Consider the following 18,933-nt stretch of genomic DNA (forward strand, 5'->3'; position numbering starts at 1 on the left):
GCTTTTTTGTCTGTTGATCTCAGAGTTACAGGGCCTGAGGTCCTGCAAACTCAGCGTTGAACTAGATTCCTCTGACCAGAGAGTCTTGGGACAGTTCATGGACAGTTTTTGCTCCGGTCAGCGTCATGGCAACCTGCATCTCTTTCTTAAACAGATCAAGCAGATTCTCCACGCCAGCCTGTCCGTGGGTCGCCAGTGCATAAACAAAAGCGCGTCCGAGTAAGGTGCAATCTGCGCCCAGCGCCAGCATACGAACCACATCCAGACCGGTACGGATGCCGGAGTCGACCAGAATTTTCAAATCGCCTTTCACCGCATCGGCAATATCCGGCAGCGCTCGGGCAGTGGAAAGCACACCATCCAACTGACGGCCGCCGTGGTTGGATACCACGATACCATCGGCACCAAAGCGCACCGCATCTTTGGCATCTTCGGTGTCGAGGATACCTTTAATCACCATAGGTCCATCCCAGAAATCTCGTATCCATTCAAGATCTTGCCAGGAAATCGACGGATCAAAGTTGGTACCGAGCCAGCCAATGTAATCCTCAAGTTTGGTCGGTGTACCGCGATATCTGGAGATGTTCCCCAGATCATGCGGTTTACCGTTCAGGCCGACATCCCAGGCCCAGGCCGGGTGAGTCATCGCCTGCATGACTCGGCGCACTGCTGCGTTCGGACCGCTCATACCGGAATGCATGTCGCGGTAACGGGCACCCGGTACTGGCATATCGACGGTAAATACTAAGGTCGTCACTCCGGCCGCTTTGGCACGTTCCAGCACGTTCTTCATGAATCCGCGATCTTTGAGTACATAAAGCTGGAACCACATTGGGCGCTCAATCGCCGGAGCGACCTCTTCAATCGGACAGACGGAAACGGTGGAAAGGGTAAACGGAATACCTTTGTTGCAGGCGGCGGTTGCAGCCTGAACTTCACCGCGCCGGGCGTACATACCGGTCAGGCCAACCGGTGCGAGGGCGATTGGCATTGCCAGTTGCTCGCCAAACAGTTCGGTCGACACATCGAGTTGTGACATGTCGTTCAGCACCCGCTGACGCAGGGCGATATCAGACAGATCGTCGGTATTGCGTCGCAAGGTATGCTCGCTGTATGAGCCACCATCGATGTAGTGAAACAAAAAGGGTGGCAACTTGGCTTTTGCTGCCGCGCGGTAGTCGGTAGAGGCTGAGATAATCATAAATACATTCCTAACGTTTCAGTCGGACAGGTCAGTCGCCTGTTTCATCATGGCAGGTTGGGGCGTTAAAAGACGGAGACCAGGCTGGTCTCCGCTACACAATTAAGCGGTCATCAGCACATCGGTGACGTGAAAGCCGTAAATCACGATCAGGCCAATAATTCCTGTTACTACAAGGTAGTAGAAAGTTGGAATCACCGTTTTGCGCAGTGTCGCACCTTCGCGACCCAGCAGGCCGACCGTTGCTGAAGCGGCCACGACATTATGGATGGCAATCATGTTGCCGGCCGCTGCACCGACCGCTTGCAGAGCAATCACAGTCACGCTTGAAATGGTCAGCGTGTGCGCCACTTCGAACTGGAACTGGCTGAACATCATGTTGGAAATCGTGTTGGAGCCGGCAATAAATGCGCCCAGAGCGCCAACGGTCGCGCTCAGCGCCGGAAAAGCGTCTCCGACCAGACCCGCGGCGAAATTCGCGGTGGTCACCGGCATACTGGCCAGGTCGGACATATTGACTCCGGAGTTAATGAAGATTCGCACCATAGGAATGGTGAACACCAGTACGAAACCGGCACCGACCAGGGTTTTGCTCGATTCACCCAGTGCCTGCGCCATAGGCTTCAGGCTGCGAGACTGGATAAGTACCGCCAGCAGGGCAGTGAACAGTAGGATGCCACCCGGCAGGTATAAAGGGGCAAAGGAAGCGCTGATACCATTCTCACCCAGAATATTATTGGCATTGATGCTAAAGCTGAGCAGCAGCTGTTTAAACTCCGGGCTGATGCGGCTTAAGACTAGGAGCGCAGCCAGCAGCAGATAAGGTGTCCAGGCCAGCATCAGGCCCATTGGTTTGCGTTTTACCTCGTCCAGATCCATTTTCAGCGAACCGAGCCATTCCACCGGCCACTCTTTCTCCGGCATGAAATCCCAGCTGGTTTTCGGCACCAGAAAGCCCTTTTTCGCCGCGGTAACGACGATAGTCAGACCGCAGAGCGCGCCGACCAAAGACGGAAATTCCGGACCGAGCAATACACCAGTTAATGCGTATGGAATGGTAAAGGACAACCCGGCAAACAGCGCAAACGGCAGAATGCTCAGACCCTCACGCCAGCTGCGGTTCTGGCCGAAGAATCGGGTCAGCATCATGGCCATTAACACCGGCATCAGGCTGCCGACACAGGCATGGATTAACGCTACGCTGGCCGTAATCTGCTGCAGGTAAGCCTCCCAGTTCGAGCCATTAGCCAGCAGTGCCTCGCTGATGTTATGGGTATCCAATCCTTTATTGACACCGACCAGAATCGGGGTGCCAACCGCGCCGAATGATACCGGGGTCGACTGAATCATCATTCCCATCAGTACTGCAGCCATGGCCGGAAAGCCGATGGCAACCAGTAGCGGAGCTGCGATGGCGGCCGGAGTACCAAAACCGGATGCCCCTTCAATAAATGAACCAAAGCACCAGGCGATGATGATGGCCTGCACCCGGCGATCCGGTGAGATGTCGGTAAAGCCGTTACGAATTGCGCTAATCGCGCCGGTGTGCTTGAGAGTGTTGAGCAAAAAGATAGCACCGAACACGATCCACAGTACGGTGACCGTGATGCCCAGCCCCTGAAGGACCGAGGCCAGCACGCGGTTGGTGGTCATATCCCAGAAAGTGAGGGCGATGATAATGGTCAGGGCGAAAGCCACAGGCATGGCTTTTTTGGCTGGCCAGTTGAGGCCGACCAGCAAAATGGCCGCCACCACTATCGGTGAAAAAGCCACTAAGGCTAGCAGAGTATCGTTCATGGAGTCCTTCCTTGTCCATGAGCTCCCACACTGGGTGGATTAACGCGTATTGTAGGATACCGGTTATTCCTGACGGACTGTTGATGAACACGGTGCTGATCGATTCAGTCTTCTCGCTTTCATCGGCTGGTCAGAAGTAAGACGTTAGAGCTCAGGTTGCTAATTTTTATATTTGTGATTGGTTTGTTAATACGGCGTGAATGTACTGCTTTATTTTTTTGCAATATAGAGAAATAATGAAAATGATTATTTCCAAAAGTTGATAAATAAAATGCGTGCGGATGATTTAATTTTGTTTGCCCAGGTAGTGGAATTGGGCAGTTTTAGCAAGGTTGCAGAACAAAATAACCTTACAAATTCAGTAGTTAGTAAAAGAATGGCGCGTCTGGAAGAGCAGTTGGGCGTGCAGTTATTATATCGAACAACGCGTAAATTAACCCTGACCGAAGCGGGTAAGGCGCTGCTGGCCAGTGCCAAAAATGTGAAGCAAGCCACCCAGGAAGCCAGTGATGCCGTGGCCGGATTTGGTGAAAACGTCAGCGGGCATATTAAAATGTCGGTGCCGAGTATTTCCGGCGATTTGATCCTGGCGGATGCGGTGGCGGAGTTTTGCAATCTTCATCCGGGGCTGACGGTGGATATGTCGCTCGATAACCGTTTTGTTGATTTGGTTGAAGGCGGCTTTGACCTGGTGATTCGCACCGGTTATCTGGAAGATTCCAGTCTGATTGCGCGTCATATCCTGGATTCACAGTGGGTGGTGTGCGCTTCTCCTTCCTACATTGCCCGCAACGGCAAACTGTACAAACCGGAAGATCTCGTTAATCACAACTGCCTGCAGTACGCCTATCAGACCACGGGAGCCAGTGAGTGGGAGTTCAAGAGCCCGAAAGGGACCTATATTGTGCGGGTGTCCGGAACCTTTTCCACCGATGATGCTCGTGCGCTGCGCAAAGCCGCTCTGGGCGGGCACGGGATTGCTTATGTCCCGCGTTGCCTGGTGTATCACGATTTTCGCAATGGCGAGCTGGTGGATATTTTTCCGCAGCAGGTGGGGAAAAAACTGGGTATTTATGCGGTTTACCCGTTTACCCGCCAGTTACCCAATAAAGTTCGCCTGCTGATTGAGCATATCCGGGCCAGATACCTGGCGATCTCACACTATTTCTGAGCGACTTTACGCTGACAGTGCGCGGCAGGGAGGCAGCCAGCGAGCGCCGATTTAGTTGATCATCACCGCCGAGCTGATGCGTTCGCGGTAGGCTTTGAGCTGAGTGAAATAGTGATGGGATTTGGTCAGATGTTCATGTTCCAGCTGCCAGGATGCCTGGCGTTGTGACAGGCAAAACTGCGTCATCTGGTTGAGTAACAGCTCGCTGGATTGATCCATTACAGCGGCGACCGATTGAATCAGATCGGATTCCTCAATTGAGGTGAATTGCAACAGGGCATAGCAGTTATTGAGCACAGCAAACGCACGTTGCGGATGGCCCATGCTGGTCAGAATCTCAGCCTGTTTGATTGCCGCATCGCGCATGACGCTGATAAGGCAGGCCATCTGGCACGGTTTGGTCGTGGTATTCTGCGCCGCATTTTGAATATGCTCAGGCAGATAATGCAGCACATCTTCAAACAGAAAACGTGCTTGCGCCCAGTGACCATGTTTGAGCAGATTTTCCGCCTGCTGATAGCTGGTCCAACACTGTTTTATTTCCATCATCACTCTCCGCTTAACTCAACAGTGAATATTTAAATGCAAATAATTATCAATTGCAAATAATTGTTATTATAATTGAGGTCATTATTTGGTTATTATTTGTCCATTCAGGCGTGAATATGGGGTAAGTCACTAAAAAGTCTATGCTTTGCCTCTAAACTTAGGCTACAAAAGAACAAGTATAAAAACCCAAGGAGCGGAGCGATGGCGATTCAAAAACTAGACGCAGCACAGCTTTACCACGTAGCAGAGCTTGAAAAACTGCCTTGTAAATCGACAAAAGAACTGGCTCCCATTGATGAGATTGTTGGTCAGGAACGAGCGCAGAAAGCGGTCGAATTTGCCATGTCTATTAAGGAAAAAGGCTACAACATTTACGCCATCGGGCGAAATGGCCTTGGCAAACGCACCATGATCCTGCGTTATCTGAAACGTCATAAGCACGATGTCGGCCATCTGTGTGACTGGTGCTATGTGGCTAACTTTGAGGATATCCGTACGCCGCGGGTGCTGAAGCTGCCGCGCGGTGTTGGTCAGGCGTTCCGTCAGGACATTGAAAAACTGATGGTCAAACTGATGAACGCGATTCCGCTGGCGTTCGATAATGAAATCTATTTCAGCCGCGCAGAGAAACTCAAGAATCAGCTGGCGCAAAAGCAGCAGACCGAACTGGAAGAGATTTCGCGCATTGCTACCGAGCAGGGCATCAGTCTGACGATTACCTCCCAGGGCGACTATCAGTTTGTCGCCATGAATGGTGATGAGCAGCATACCGAAGAAACCTTTGATGCGCTGAGTAAGAAAGAGCAGGAACAGTTTGGTCAGATCATTGACGAGCTGGAAGTGGCGTTGCGTAATATGGTGCGTCAATTGACCGAGTGGGAAGAGTCGTACAGCGAGAAAATCAAGAAACTTAACGACGATGTCACTCTGGATGTGATCAGCCACTTTATCAAGCAGCTCAAGCAGGATTACAGCCGTTATCCGGAAGTCAAAAGTTACCTGACTGAACTGCAAAAGGACATCGTCGACAACGTCGAGATCTTCCTGGATGAAAGCGGTGAGCAGAGTGAAATTGCCGGTGCGGCGCTGGATAAAAAACTGCCACGTCGTTACAAAGTCAACGTGCTGGTCAGTCGTCAGTCGGAAGAGTTTCCGATGGTGGTCGAGGAGAACCCCAACTATCACTCACTGTTCGGTTACGTTGAAACGGCGACCTATAAAGGTACCGTATTTACCGATTTCTCCTTGATCCGCGCGGGTAGCTTGCATAAAGCGAATGGCGGTGTATTGCTGATGGATGCGGTGAAGGTGCTTGAGCAGCCTTATGTGTGGGACGGCATTAAACGGGCGTTGCGCTCGCGTCAGCTTAGTTTTACATCGTTGGAGAAAGAGGTCACCCTGACGGGGACGGTTTCACTCGATCCAGAACCGATTCCGCTGGATGTCAAAATCATTCTGTTTGGTGATTACCGCACCTACGAACTGCTGACTCATTATGATCCTGAATTCAGCGAACTGTTCCGGGTAACGGCAGATTTTGAAGATGAGATGAAGCGCACTGCCGATAGCGAGCTCCATTACGCGCGTTTTATTTCCAGCATAGTGCATGACAACAATATGCTGCACTGTGACCGTAAAGCCATCGCGCGCATTATTGAGCACAGTTCACGCATTACCGGCGATCAAAATAAACTCTCTCTGCATTCGGCTCATATTGCCAATCTGCTGCGTGAGTCCAACTATGTGGCGCGTCAGGCGAATTCGAATATGATTCGCCAGAGCCATGTTGATGAGGCGCTGCATAATCAGCAATTGCGGGTTAACCGGATTCAGGAAGGGGTGATGGAGAGCTTCATCAACGGCACTACCCTGATCCAGACTGACGGTATGGCGGTCGGGCAGGTGAATGCGTTGTCGGTGCTGGCGACCAGCGACCATGCTTTTGGTGCGCCAAACCGGATTACCGCCACTACATCGTACGGCGACGGCGATATCATTGATATCGAGCGCAGTGTTGATCTGGGCGGCAGCATCCACTCTAAAGGCGTGATGATTTTGTCGGCTTACCTCAACTCGGTATTTGGCCGAACCGCCCGGGTACCACTCACGACCACGATTACGTTTGAGCAGTCCTACGGTGGTGTAGACGGAGACAGTGCCAGCATGGCTGAGTTTTGTGCCATCGTGTCGGCTTTTTCCAAACAACCTAACCGTCAGGAAATTGCGATTACCGGTTCGATGAATCAGTTTGGTGAGGCACAGCCGATTGGCGGAGTGAACGAGAAAATCGAAGGTTTCTTTGATGTGTGTGCAATCAAAGGTCATCATGCCGGGCAAGGGGTGATCATCCCGCGATCCAACATGCATAACCTGATGCTGCGTGCCGATATCGTCAAAGCTGTTGAGAAAGGTGAGTTCAATATTTGGGCGATTGAACACGTGACCGAAGCGATTGAGTTGTTTACCGGCAAACCTGCCGGGGTTGCAACCGAAGACGGCAGTTATCCGGTGGATACGATTTTTGGTCTGGCACAAGCTAAGTTGAATGCGTTACGTAAGTAATCACATTTTGATGTGATTGCCAAAATCGCCCCGGCTAGGGGCGATTTTGGCCTGCATACTGATAAGGCCGAAATGCTCCGGTTTAACGCGTTTCTGCTACCGAGCCCCGCAATACCTGGTCGGGTTGTGGCGACTGCCTGCCGGGATCAATCATCAGGGTACGGGTCGGGAAGGCCACATCGGCACCGTGCTTGCGTACAATCGCCATCACCTTCAACAGCACATCCTGCTTAACTTCATGGAAGCGAATCCAGTTGATGGTTTTGGTAAAGGTATAAATAAAGAAATCCAGCGAGGACGCCCCAAAGCTATTGAAATTGACGATCAGGGTTTGTTCTGCATCGATATCTGGGTGATTTTGCAGCATGTCACGAACATCGTTGATGACGCGTTCCATTTTGTCGGCATCCTGGTAACGCAGCCCTATGGTCTCATGAATACGGCGGTTGAGCATCCGGGACGGATTCTCGACCACAATGTTGCTGAACACCGAGTTGGGCACATATAAAGGACGCTTATCAAATGTGCGGATGATGGTCATGCGCCAGCCGATACGCTCCACGGTACCTTCAATCTGGCGATCCGGAGAACGAATCCAGTCGCCGACTTTAAACGGGCGATCAAAATAGATCATCAGTCCGCCAAAAAAGTTCGATAGCAGGTCTTTGGCCGCCAGACCCACCACCAGGCCGCCGACTCCGCCAAAGGTCAGCAGGCCTTTAAGGCTCAGTCCGAATGCCTGCATAATCGACAACAATCCCGTCATAATAAACAGTAATCGCACCACTTTGGATACCGCTTGTACCGTCGTTTCATCATGGACGCGTTGCACAAGCAGGTGACGTTCGACCTCACCGACCAGACGCAGCAGAATCCAGACAAAAATGGCAATCAGCATCAGTTTTTTGCTGTTTTGCAGCCAGTTGAATTTGGTCTGGAAGTGGTCATCCAGCAGCAACCCGAGTGAAATCGTGCCTGGCCAGCACCAGATCAGGGTACTGATGGGAGTTTTCAGGGAGTGCAGCAGCAGATCATCCCAGTGAATCCGGGTTTTCTCAGTCAGGTTAAACAGGTAGCGGTAAGCCAGGCGCCATATCCCCCAAGCCAGAAAGCTGGCTAGAGTGATCAGTAGTACGCTGTTGTCCCAGTCTTTCAGATAAGGGGATTGTTCAAAGCGCAGGATTAGTTCGTCAATGCTCATGAGAGTGCTTGTGTGAGTAAAATTGAAAGGAAAGTTTTGCCGCACAAACTACCAGAAAAGCTCGTCATTCTCTATACATGACATGCAGCGGACATTGTGGTTATGCTGAAGATTGGTATATAACTTTGGTATGTAAAATGAACAATTTAGCTTTTTAGCACTCTCTAGTTTTGGCAGAAAGAAAACTTTGCATGACGTCGATGGGCATAAGGGAGCAGAATGAAAATTCGTGATAAGCAGTTTGCAGTGATAGGACTGGGGCAATTCGGTCTGTCGGTGTGTGAGGAGTTGATGGAAGCGGGAGCTCAGGTACTGGCGGTGGATATTGATGAAGACAAAGTCAAAATGGCGCTCAATTTTGCCACGCAGGCCATTGTTGCCAACTGTACGATTGAAGAAACGGTGTTTGAACTCAAACTGAAAGAGTACGACATGGTGCTGATTGCGATTGGTGAAGACATCAACGCTTCCATTCTGACGACATTAGTGGTTAAGGAATCCGGCGCCAAATCGGTGTGGGTGAAGGCGAACGACAAGTATCATGTCAAAATACTGCACAAAGTCGGCGCCGATCACGTGATTATGCCTGAACGGGACATGGGCATCAGGGTTGCGCGTAAGATGCTGGATCGCCGGGTGCTGGAATTTATCGAACTCGGTAGCGGTCTTGCCCTGACCGAAGTGGTCATTGGATCTCAGATGATGGGTAAAAGCATCGGTGATATGCCGGTTTATCATCAAAAAGGCATTCAGGTGCTGGGATTTAAACGCGGACCGGAAGTGACTTGCTCTCCTTCACTGGATACTGTGCTGGAAATCGGCGATATGTTGATCGTAGTCGGCCCGCAGCAAACCCTGACTAAGCAGTTGCAGAACTTATGATACCGCACGAACGCAGCGGGATATTCTATACCCCGATTCAGGACAAAAAACGGCGCCAGGGCTCGGAGCCGAAAATCATTCTGCTCAGCTTTCTTTCGGTGTTACTGCCGGCGGCCGTGTTGCTGACGCTGCCGGTGTTTTCTAAAACTGGCCTTAGCTTTACCGATGCTCTGTTTACCGCGACTTCCGCGATCAGCGTGACCGGTCTTGGTGTGGTCGATACCGGCTCTCATTTTACGCTGGAAGGCAAGATTCTGCTGATGCTGCTGATGCAGATTGGCGGTTTGGGGCAGATGACATTGTCAGCCGTACTGCTTTATCTGTTTGGGGTGCGACTGAGTCTCAAGCAACAGGCGATTGCCAAAGAAGCGCTCGGGCAGGATCGCTCGGTTAACCTGCAGCATCTGGTTAGGCGAATTATTATTTTTGCGTTGATTGCCGAAAGTATCGGGTGGCTGCTGCTGTGCTGGTATTGGGTGCCGAAAATGGGCTGGGCAGAGGGCATGTTCTATGCGTTATTTCACGCGGTATCGGCGTTTAATAACGCCGGTTTCTCGCTGTTTTCAGACAGCATGAGTGCTTATTCCGGTGAGCCGATGCTGCTGCTGACACTGGCTGGACTGTTTATATTCGGCGGATTGGGATTCACTGTGGTCGGCGATTTGTGGATGCATCGCCGCAACGGCTGGCGTTACTTTAGCCTGCATACCCAGATTATGCTGGCGGCGACACTGCTACTGCTGGTCGCAGGTACCTTGTTGTTCTGGCTGCTGGAGCACAACAATCCGGCGACAATGCAAAGTTTGCCGGTCTGGCAACAGTGGCTCGCAGCCTTCTTTCAGTCCGCGACGGCGCGCACCGCCGGATTTAATAGTATCGATGTGGCGCAGCTCACTCAGCCGGCGATGCTGATTATGATCATGCTGATGTTGATTGGTGCCGGTTCAACGTCAACCGGCGGCGGGATTAAAGTCTCGACGTTTGCCGTTGCGGTGGCAGCGACCTGGGCATTCTTGCGCCAGAAGAAACACGTGGTGATGTTTCAGCGCAGCGTGAACTGGCCAACAGTGACTAAATCGCTCGCCATCATTGTGGTGAGCGGAGCCCTGCTGACCGTGGCGATGTTTTTACTCATGCTGACAGAGCAGGCCAGTTTTGAACAGGTGCTGTTTGAGACGATATCTGCCTTTGCGACAGTTGGGCTTAGCGCCGGATTGAGCGCTCATTTATCCGAACCGGGTAAGTACATCCTGATTGTGGTGATGATTATCGGCCGTATTGGTCCGCTGACGCTGGCTTATATGCTGGCCCGCCCGCAGGCAAGTCTGCTCAAGTATCCTGAAGACGACGTGCTGACCGGCTAAGCTCTGTTTACGCCGGGAGGTAGGAGCGCCTGCGCTGTTTCACTCTGCACTGAAATGCTCGGACAGTGCGGCGCGGCGCACCTGACCGCCGACCTGTTCATCGCTGACGGTGTGTTCATAGCCTTGTTTGATAAGGCGCTGGGCAGGCAGGTCGGGTTTGAGACGCTTGAGCTGAGGTGAGTTAGGGGTTCCAGCCATCTGATAAAGGCTGACACCACCGCCGGTTTTGATGGAGATGGTTTTACCATCAAATTCAAATTGGGTGCTGACCATACGGCCGTTACGAAATACGCCCTGATCGTTGAGGGTCAGAACTTCCGTCTGGTAGGGCGGCGTACCGATTTCGATCCAGGTGCCGTAAACGTGGCTCTGATCGACATAGTCACGGTAACTGACCAGGATCAGAGCGGCGAATCCACCCGCCATAGCACACAGCGTGAGCCAGAAAACTGCTTTGGTGGCTATACTGCCAAAGCGCGGCCCGGCAGGGCTGCTTTCCGCTCGATTTCCTTGATTACCTGCCGCCACGCTGTTTACTCCCGTGTTGACTCTGTTTGAAGAAATATCCTTAAATTCAATGTGAGATAGAGTGTCTGAGCGTCTGTTGCAGCGCAAATTCCTCACATCAAAGCTTGATCCTTATTCCAAATTGTCCGCTATGGTATGCCGTAACGGCTTAATACCTTGGGTTAACTTACCTGCACATCTTAGGTGACGTATCTGGCCTAGCCTGTTTTACGCTGTATTGATGGCAGCCGACTGTTATAAAGCATGGTTTACATCTTGTGTAATGGTCAAACTTAGGTTAAAAACAGTCAGCTAACACAGGTTAGTGATGAATACACTTTGACAAGGAAGAAAAATGATTAAGGAAAACACCTATTTCGACGGGAATGTAAAATCTCTGGCTTTTGAGCAGGAATCCAACACCATCAGTGTGGGTGTGATGTCTGTCGGTGAGTACACGTTCGGCACAGGTGCGCCGGAACGTATGACAGTTGTGAGCGGTGCGCTGACGATTAAACGTCCCACGGATGCAGACTGGCAGACCTTTAACGCAGGCGAGGCGTTCGATGTTGAAGGTGATTCATCGTTTGATGTAAAAGTGGCAACCACTACCGCTTACTTGTGTGAATACCTGTAATAAGTCGTTGGTGGGTAGCGCTTTGCGGATGCTGCCCGCTGGCCATCGATTGGCGTGTCCTGTTTATCGTGACGACCCCGTCAGGCACAGAAGTTAGCGCCAATAAAAATGCCACACTCGCAACGAGTGTGGCAAAAACAAAAAGGAATGGCAGTGGATATTCACTTTTTGTGTCGAGAGCTGAAACCTTACAGGCTCGGCAAAACAGTCAATCAGAACATCGTTTAATCACTTGCGCGGTGAATCACTTATTCGGTCAATCAACGTCCGGGTTGATTGATGCCCCGGTTAATACGTCTCAAAGATGCCGCTATTGTAATCGTTAATCGCTTGCTCAATTTCATCGATGCTGTTCATGACAAACGGACCGTAATGGACCACTGGCTCATGAATCGGCTCACCATAAAAAATCAGTGCGCCGCTGGCTTGCAGGGCTGCCAATTCTGCATGATTTCCATATGTTAATATCGCCATTTCACCTTGCTTGACCGGATGACCATCAATATTAATCACTCCTTGGTAGACATACACCATCATGTTGTAGGTCTCAATGGTACGCATGGTCAGTGTATGGCCTGTCCCAGCACGCCAATCTGCGACGGTTGCCGGTACACCGGTTTGTGTCAGTGGCCCCTGGAGTTGGTCACCATTAGCATTGATATCCCCGGCTAATACGCGTAGTACGCCAAGTGTCTCTGTACTATGTTCAGTGATGCTTTCCGGCTGAAAATCATGGTAGCGAGCCGGGATCATCTTGTCGCGAGCCGGCTGGTTAATCCAAATCTGGAAACCGTGCAGATCGCCGTTTTCCATAATCGGCATTTCGCTGTGAATCACACCGCGTCCAGCCGCCATCCATTGTGCGCCGCCGCTGCGAAGCTCGCCGACATTGCCCATATGGTCACGATGCTGAAAGTGGCCCTGCATCATATAAGTCAGGGTTTCGATACCACGATGCGGGTGTGGTGGAAAACCACCAACATAATCGGCGCGGTCATCGGATTTCAGTTCATCTACCATCAAAAATGGAGAGAAGCTCGCGTTGTTAAATCCTGCGACACGACGAATTTTGACGCCGTCACCGTCTGAGGTGGCTTGTGCAGGGATCAACTGTCGAATGGCTCTTGCTTTACTCATGGTTCTTCTCCGTTGGTAGAACATGGGGCAATTGTAGTGCAGTGCACTAGAAAGAGGAGTCTTCACAGTTGAGGCAGTCATTCAATATATTTGAACAACTTTGTGATTTGTACGGATTTCTGTCTCTCAACTATACTTAGAACAGCGGTTTTTTAAGCACAGAATAGGTTTTACGTACAAGAATAGGGTTTATTAACGTGGCTGTTTGGTGAAGCGCCAAGCCCTGAAAGCACGTGATACTTGTGGTTGATATTTTGCGTGTCATCACGCGTTGTCGCGCCGTTTTGATAGTCAAAGATTTGGACTTAGTTTGAAACAATATGCTGTAACAAAATCAGTGGATGGCGACTAACGAGAGAAAGATAATAGTGAGGAGGTCACTATGGCGGTACTTCCCAAACATACGGATCAGAATCCGCGTTACGACCCGGACAAAGACTTAACGCTGGATCAGCTACAGCGTTTTACCCGTGCGGCAAATCATGCGGAGCAAAAGCGTGAAGAACTGAGACAGATTGAAGAGCCCTCGATCGTGGAAGTGACCCGCAGAGCCAGACGGCTGGCTCTGCGCCCGTTGATCAAGCCCAAACCTGATAAACCTAATACGGCCCGTTATGCTATCTGGCTGGTGGTGTTCGCTATCACTGGCTTATGGTTGATGTATATGTCTGCCTGACCGCGTGCAGAGGTGTGGTCGTGATGTGAGCTGTCTTTTCTTCGAGAGGATGCGTTTCAGATAATGTATGGTAGTAGCAGTACTGATTCTTACCATGATGCTTGGCGGCGTACATTGCCTTGTCTGCGCAGCGGGTCAACTCTTCAAGGTTATTGGCGTCGTTCGGAAACAGAGCGGCACCGGCACTAACGGTGAGCTGTTTAAACAAGGTGCGGTTTTCTTCTTGTAGTTTGTCATGAAAAAGGTGACTAATACGTTCAAGGATATGGTCGAGATCGAGTTTATTCTTCACCCCATAGAGCAGGATGACAAACTCATCGCCGGCAAAGCGCGCAATCGAATAGTCGTCCTGATCTGTCCCCTGAGCGCGGTGTCGGACGTTATTTTTCAGGCGTTGAGCAAAGTGTTTCAGGACCTGGTCACCTATCTGATGACCATAATTGTCATTAATGATTTTGAAGTCATCGATATCAATAAATACCAGTGCAGTCAGTGACTCCCGATTTCTTTGCTGCTCCAGCTTGCCTTTGGCCCAGTTTTCAAAACTCCAGCGATTCGCCAGGCCGGTCAGGCGATCGGTGTAGGCCATATCTTCCAATCCTTCTTGATAAAGTGACTGAATATACTCTGCCGCCTGCGTGTATAAGTAGGTGCAAATATTACAGATAAGGCTTAGCACCAGCAGACTGATGATCAAGCGATCGGCAGCCATCGCTTCTCCGCCAAGGCTGGGGTGACGGCTATAGATGGTCAGAGCGCTTAACAGGCAAAATCCGCCACTGAGCAGCAGGCCGACAGGAAAGCGGTTGATAAAAATGATCGTTGCGATAATTGGATACAGCCAGAAAAGTCGGTTGGGGTGGAGTTCTCCCATCAAAAAAACAATCACCGCCTGCGCCAAAAGTACCCCAGTGAGGACATAGCCAGCCAGACTAAAAGTGTGTTTGAAAGAATAGAGCAGACTGCTACCCACAAGGAGTGAACAGACAATGTTAAAGCCCAGATACCACCAACTTGCATTTGCAGCGTCGAGCACCGTATACAGCACCAACACGATCACCGTAATCACAGCACTTAACAGCACAATTTGTTGTTTGCGTATCTGGCCCAGTTCTGCCATCTCTCTGAGTCGACTTCCGACCAGATTACCCATGGGTATCATATCCTTATATTGTAAAACCGCTCGATTAAAGTCTAGATTAGATTTTTTTGTCTGAAGCAAGGTATGAAAAAAAGGATGTGACTTAATTCAACCTTTGAACATTTAAGGATATTTACGTATAGCAATACAGATATTAAGGGGAGGGGATGTCCGGCGCTGATACCTGATGTGGCTGAAAACTCATTCTGCTGCAGTTTAATCAAATCATATTACGCCGATGAAAATTCCTGTGTCAGCCAGGTACGCAGCAACATGACGCTTTCAAGAGTGAGTTTGTCTTTCTGGCAGGCAAAATAAAACCCCTGCTTCGGATGTACAGTGACCTGGCCGATTTCGGTCAGCAAACCATGGTCGATCTCTTCGCGCACAAACTGGCGGTGGGTAACAAAAACGCCCAGTTTGCGTATCGTCGCCTGTACAGCCTGGGCCGAGGTGGTAAACGTCAGGTTTTTATGCTGTTTGGGCAGACAAACCTGATTGGCATTACACCATATTTTCCAGTCGTCCTGACGCCGGGTGTTGGCGGCAAAAATGGCCGGGTAATGTTGAATGACCGACTCTGTGCAGGTGTCGGTCAGTGCCTGAATTAACTCCGGATGTGCGACCAGGCTGAGCTCATCATCCGCCAGCTTTTCACAATAATAGTCTTGCCATTCCTCTTTGATACCGTGGATCAACGCCACATCCACACCTTCAGCTTCGAGTGAAAATGCACCGGTCAGGGTCGAGATACGAATATCAATTTCCGGCGCAAACTGCTGGAATTTGGGTACGCGCGGGATCCACCAATGCAGCGCCAGAGAGTTAATCATGTTGAGAGTGAGGCGGTTCGGGGTATTACTTACCAGCATGGACTCGGTTGCATCGACAATCTGTTCCAGCGCGGGGGCTATCTGGCGGTAATATTTTTTACCGGCACTATTGAGGATCACACTGCGTCCGACCCGGTTAAACAGCGGCTGATTAAGCTGGCTTTCCAGTGACTTAATCGCCTGGCTTACTGCTGAGTGGCTGACATTGAGTACCTGTGCCGCTTCAGTCATGCTGCCGGTTTCTGCCACAGCGATGAATGAGTACAGGGATTTAAGAGGCAGTAGTTTTCGCATGTGTAAGTTTTTCTAACAAGTTTGGTCAATATTACTCGTTATTTTTTCCGCTGTCACTGACGTAATATAAGCGCCAGATGAAGGAGAATTCCATGCCCAACAAATTATTACCTGTGGTGTTTATGCTGTCGTCGACCGCCAGCCTGTCCATCACAGGTTTACTGACCAAGTACCTGACTACTGTATTACCACTCAGTCTGCTGAGTGTGCTGCGTTTTGCCATCCCATCACTGATTTTACTGGTGTTTCTCGCGTTGACTCAATTGCGTTTGCCAACGCGCAGTATGTACAAGCCGCTGGCGATGCGTGCATTGTGCCTGGCGGCGTGTCAGCTCTGTTTCATCTATTCGTTGCAACATTTGACGCTGGTTGAAAGTGTGGTGTTGTTCAGTACCGGGCCGCTGTTCATTCCGTTGTTAGAAAAGCTCTTTTTTGGTGTTCGCATGCCCTTGACGACGCTGGCTGGGTTAGTCAGTACTTTTACTGGTGTGGTGATGTTGTCCGGCAGTGTCGGACATGTCGAATGGCGTCCGGAGCTGATGTCAGGCCTGTTGGCTGGCGTGCTTAACGCGGCTTCTCAGCTGTGTCTGTATCGGGTATCGAAAAGTAACATGCGTTCGGTTGATATCAATCTGTGGAGTCTGGGTATCGCATCGATTGTTTTGCTGCCGATGCTCGTCTTCGTGCCCTGGCAAGCCGCAGGCCAATTGACCTTGAACCCGCAATTATTGGTCATTGTCGGTTCGTTGCTCGCGGTTTCCCTGCTGGTGATTAATACGCAGATCTTTCGTTCTAAGGCGTATCGGCTGGCTGAGTCCGGATCTCAGTTGGCACCGCTGATTTTTACCAATCTGCTGTTCTCTGCGGTGCTGCAGGTGGTGTTTTTCGATGTGCAATATAGCCCGGTTCAGAATCTCGGACTGCTGCTGATTGTTGTCGCGACCATGATGACTAATGTCTTACCAATGTTGTGGAAAGCGGCCACCGCCCACAAACTGCATTCCGCTTAAGTTGTTACTTGTCTGGGGCGCTTTTATTGGATGGCCGGAGTGGGGCTTGGAGCGACTTTGGCCGGTTCCAGTCCGAACGGCAAGTCGGCAAAAATGTCCGGCTGATGGGCGAACGTTGGCGCTTCATGTACGCCCTGCCAGTCGAGCAGCATAATCGCCAGCACATTACGATGTTCGCCCCGGGCAAGGTTGGTGCCTCCTCTGACGGAAGGCACCATGCCCGCTTCTTTATTCATTGCCTGAACGATGGCCTGGCGGGTCTTGTCGACCACGGGATCATCGTCCAGTCCTGCTAATAAGAAACTGATGCCTACTTCGGCAATCACATCTTCTTTGGCATGCTGCAATATGGTGTCGATATTGGCGCGCAGATAATCGTATATCCACTGATATTGCTGTTCACTGACCAGGTGTTGATAGTATTCCGAAGCGGCGAAAATAATGTGTGTCATGCCATACAATTTATTTTCAAATTGCTGTGGTGACAGGTCATCATCCTCATTATCTGGATAGGTTGCGCGAAACGCCTGGATAAACTTATCGACCACATCTTGCTCACCCAATTGGCGTAGCCAGTAAACCTGATTGGCCAACTGTGCTGCCCAGGCACGGATCATTTCCGGATTCGTGGCATAGTTGCTGAAGTCGTAGCGACGGATGATGTTCCTAAATAGCTTATCGGAGCGGTGTTTGAGGCCATATTCATTGGCCCTCGCCATACTGCCGAGTAGATCAAGACCAAGGTAGAGATATTCCGGGGTATGTTTCGATACGGTGTAACGCAATTTGGAACGAATCGAGGGGTCTTTGCCGTAGTTGGCAAGCTTTTGTTGCGAATAGAGATAAATTTGCTCGGGCGAATTCACTTCAGCCGCAAAATAGTTGAGCTGACTGGCTACTCTGGCCATATCACTCCACACCGCAGCAGCGTATTTGTCATCCAGCGTCTGGCGATACATTCTCAGACCATAGTGGCCTTCTTTAAAAGCGGGCAGTGTGTACAACTGACTTTCAAAGGTATTTCGAATCAGATCGGCGGTGTAGGCATAATTGTCAACCGATGCGCTATTATTCTCTTTGGCGCTGTCTGCCTGAGCCATTGACGCGGCAAGTGCCGGTTGAGGCATCAGCAGTGCTGCAGAAAGTAAGCTGATTAGGTAGGAGCGAGGTAGCAACATAGTAAGCCTGAAAATGACCATTCATAACAACTAAGCATAGAAGATAGTCCTAATGTGAAGTGAAACTGACGTCAGGCTTGTGTAAAAACACAGCAATATTAAATCTTCTAAGGGTAAATATACCGAAAAGTCAGATTGATACGCGGCTCTCTGGGCTTTGCGGTTTTTGGTACACAATGCTGCCAGTAGTGCTGGGTAGGGCCTGCCATCACCAGCAGTGAGCCGTGCCCCAGTAGCAGCTCAAATTTCTCTTTGCTGTGCAGATGTTTTAACACAAAACGACGGGTTTCACCGAATGACAACGAGGCAATCACAGGCTGATGGCCCAGTTCCGGTTCGTTGTCCTGATGCCAGCCCATAGAGTCTTGTCCGTCGCGATACAAGTTGGCCAGCACTGAATTAAATGATGAATGTGCGGCCAGTTCACACTGTTGGCGCAGCGTATTCAGGGTTGGAGTCCAGGGGGTGGGCGCCATAGTCAGTCCGGAATATGTATAACTGTGGTCACCATACCAGGCTTGCAGGCGTGGCTGAATAACCCTCTTACCAAACAGAGTGATCGACTCCTGCTGCCAAGCGAGTTCACGCGTCAGCACGGACTGAATCTCGTCCGCCTCTGCTTGAGGCAGAAAATGTTCTACCCACAGCAAACGTCCATCTGCAATATCGATCCATTGTGGGCTGTTATCAAATAATCCTGATGTCTCTTTTTCCATAATTTATACAACCAAAATAACAATTTAAGTGTGGATTTAACGACTGATTTGTTTATTCTAATTGTTGTAGTCTCATA

At 50.5% G+C, this 18,933-nt stretch carries 17 protein-coding genes; 7 read left to right on the forward strand and 10 right to left on the reverse strand.

Features of this window, described 5'->3' with window-relative positions; translation table 11 throughout:
• Positions 1-61: 61 nt before the first annotated feature.
• A complete protein-coding gene (gene lldD / locus E6C74_RS05910) occupies positions 62-1,201 on the reverse strand; it encodes an FMN-dependent L-lactate dehydrogenase LldD (RefSeq protein WP_136483770.1) in 1,140 nt (379 codons plus the stop codon).
• Between the two features lie 102 nt (positions 1,202-1,303).
• Complete coding sequence (locus tag E6C74_RS05915; RefSeq protein WP_136483771.1) at positions 1,304-2,998, reverse strand: L-lactate permease; 1,695 nt, start codon at positions 2,996-2,998, stop codon at positions 1,304-1,306.
• Positions 2,999-3,269: 271 nt separating this feature from the next.
• Between E6C74_RS05915 and E6C74_RS05920 the strand changes: the two genes are divergently transcribed.
• Positions 3,270-4,169 (forward strand): LysR family transcriptional regulator, encoded by a 900-nt coding sequence (locus E6C74_RS05920; RefSeq protein WP_136483772.1) that lies wholly within the window; start codon positions 3,270-3,272, stop codon positions 4,167-4,169.
• Positions 4,170-4,220: 51 nt separating this feature from the next.
• Here the strand turns inward: E6C74_RS05920 and E6C74_RS05925 are convergent, their stop codons facing one another.
• Positions 4,221-4,715: a hypothetical protein gene (locus tag E6C74_RS05925; RefSeq protein ID WP_136484000.1), complete on the reverse strand. Its 495-nt coding sequence runs from the start codon at positions 4,713-4,715 to the stop codon at positions 4,221-4,223.
• Between the two features lie 204 nt (positions 4,716-4,919).
• Between E6C74_RS05925 and E6C74_RS05930 the strand changes: the two genes are divergently transcribed.
• Positions 4,920-7,280, forward strand: a complete 2,361-nt coding sequence (locus E6C74_RS05930; protein ID WP_136483773.1) for an ATP-binding protein — start codon at positions 4,920-4,922, stop codon at positions 7,278-7,280.
• Between the two features lie 82 nt (positions 7,281-7,362).
• Here the strand turns inward: E6C74_RS05930 and E6C74_RS05935 are convergent, their stop codons facing one another.
• Positions 7,363-8,481 (reverse strand): mechanosensitive ion channel family protein, encoded by a 1,119-nt coding sequence (locus tag E6C74_RS05935; protein ID WP_136483774.1) that lies wholly within the window; start codon positions 8,479-8,481, stop codon positions 7,363-7,365.
• A 219-nt stretch (positions 8,482-8,700) separates the two neighbouring features.
• Here E6C74_RS05935 and E6C74_RS05940 point away from each other — a divergent pair, with 219 nt between their 5' ends.
• Positions 8,701-9,363, forward strand: a complete 663-nt coding sequence (locus E6C74_RS05940) for a TrkA family potassium uptake protein (protein ID WP_136483775.1) — start codon at positions 8,701-8,703, stop codon at positions 9,361-9,363.
• The gene (locus E6C74_RS05945; protein ID WP_136483776.1) at positions 9,360-10,727 is read left to right on the forward strand and encodes a TrkH family potassium uptake protein; all 1,368 of its coding nucleotides are present in this window, start codon (positions 9,360-9,362) and stop codon (positions 10,725-10,727) included. The genes E6C74_RS05940 and E6C74_RS05945 overlap by 4 nt, the downstream gene beginning before the upstream one ends.
• Before the next feature lie 39 nt (positions 10,728-10,766).
• On the opposite strand, the gene E6C74_RS05950 is transcribed toward E6C74_RS05945, so the two are convergent.
• Complete coding sequence (locus E6C74_RS05950; RefSeq protein ID WP_136484001.1) at positions 10,767-11,153, reverse strand: DUF2850 domain-containing protein; 387 nt, start codon at positions 11,151-11,153, stop codon at positions 10,767-10,769.
• 436 nt (positions 11,154-11,589) lie between these two features.
• Between E6C74_RS05950 and E6C74_RS05955 the strand changes: the two genes are divergently transcribed.
• Positions 11,590-11,871, forward strand: a complete 282-nt coding sequence (locus tag E6C74_RS05955; RefSeq protein WP_136483777.1) for a pyrimidine/purine nucleoside phosphorylase — start codon at positions 11,590-11,592, stop codon at positions 11,869-11,871.
• A gap of 288 nt (positions 11,872-12,159) precedes the next feature.
• Here the strand turns inward: E6C74_RS05955 and E6C74_RS05960 are convergent, their stop codons facing one another.
• The gene (locus tag E6C74_RS05960) at positions 12,160-13,008 is read right to left on the reverse strand and encodes a pirin family protein (protein WP_136483778.1); all 849 of its coding nucleotides are present in this window, start codon (positions 13,006-13,008) and stop codon (positions 12,160-12,162) included.
• Between the two features lie 382 nt (positions 13,009-13,390).
• On the opposite strand from E6C74_RS05960, the gene E6C74_RS05965 reads away from it, so the two are divergent.
• Entirely contained in the window at positions 13,391-13,684 is a 294-nt protein-coding gene (locus E6C74_RS05965) for a hypothetical protein (protein ID WP_136483779.1), read from the forward strand.
• Here E6C74_RS05965 and E6C74_RS05970 read toward each other — a convergent pair.
• Positions 13,650-14,804, reverse strand: coding sequence for a GGDEF domain-containing protein (locus E6C74_RS05970; protein ID WP_168796970.1), 1,155 nt, complete (start codon positions 14,802-14,804; stop codon positions 13,650-13,652). The genes E6C74_RS05965 and E6C74_RS05970 overlap by 35 nt on opposite strands.
• A 251-nt stretch (positions 14,805-15,055) precedes the next feature.
• Entirely contained in the window at positions 15,056-15,952 is an 897-nt protein-coding gene (locus E6C74_RS05975; protein WP_136483781.1) for a LysR substrate-binding domain-containing protein, read from the reverse strand.
• A 92-nt stretch (positions 15,953-16,044) separates the two neighbouring features.
• Between E6C74_RS05975 and E6C74_RS05980 the strand changes: the two genes are divergently transcribed.
• On the forward strand, positions 16,045-16,962 hold the full coding sequence (locus E6C74_RS05980) for a DMT family transporter (protein WP_136483782.1): 918 nt from the start codon (positions 16,045-16,047) through the stop codon (positions 16,960-16,962).
• 23 nt (positions 16,963-16,985) lie between these two features.
• On the opposite strand, the gene E6C74_RS05985 is transcribed toward E6C74_RS05980, so the two are convergent.
• Both E6C74_RS05985 and E6C74_RS05990 read right to left on the reverse strand, forming a co-directional pair.
• Positions 16,986-18,062, reverse strand: coding sequence for a DUF3541 domain-containing protein (locus tag E6C74_RS05985; protein WP_240798146.1), 1,077 nt, complete (start codon positions 18,060-18,062; stop codon positions 16,986-16,988).
• 185 nt (positions 18,063-18,247) lie between these two features.
• On the reverse strand, positions 18,248-18,856 hold the full coding sequence (locus tag E6C74_RS05990; RefSeq protein WP_136483784.1) for an alpha-ketoglutarate-dependent dioxygenase AlkB: 609 nt from the start codon (positions 18,854-18,856) through the stop codon (positions 18,248-18,250).
• Between the last annotated feature and the right edge of the window lie 77 nt (positions 18,857-18,933).

Origin of the sequence: Vibrio sp. H11 (assembly GCF_004804295.1) — a bacterium.
Lineage (GTDB): Bacteria > Pseudomonadota > Gammaproteobacteria > Enterobacterales > Vibrionaceae > Vibrio > Vibrio ostreae.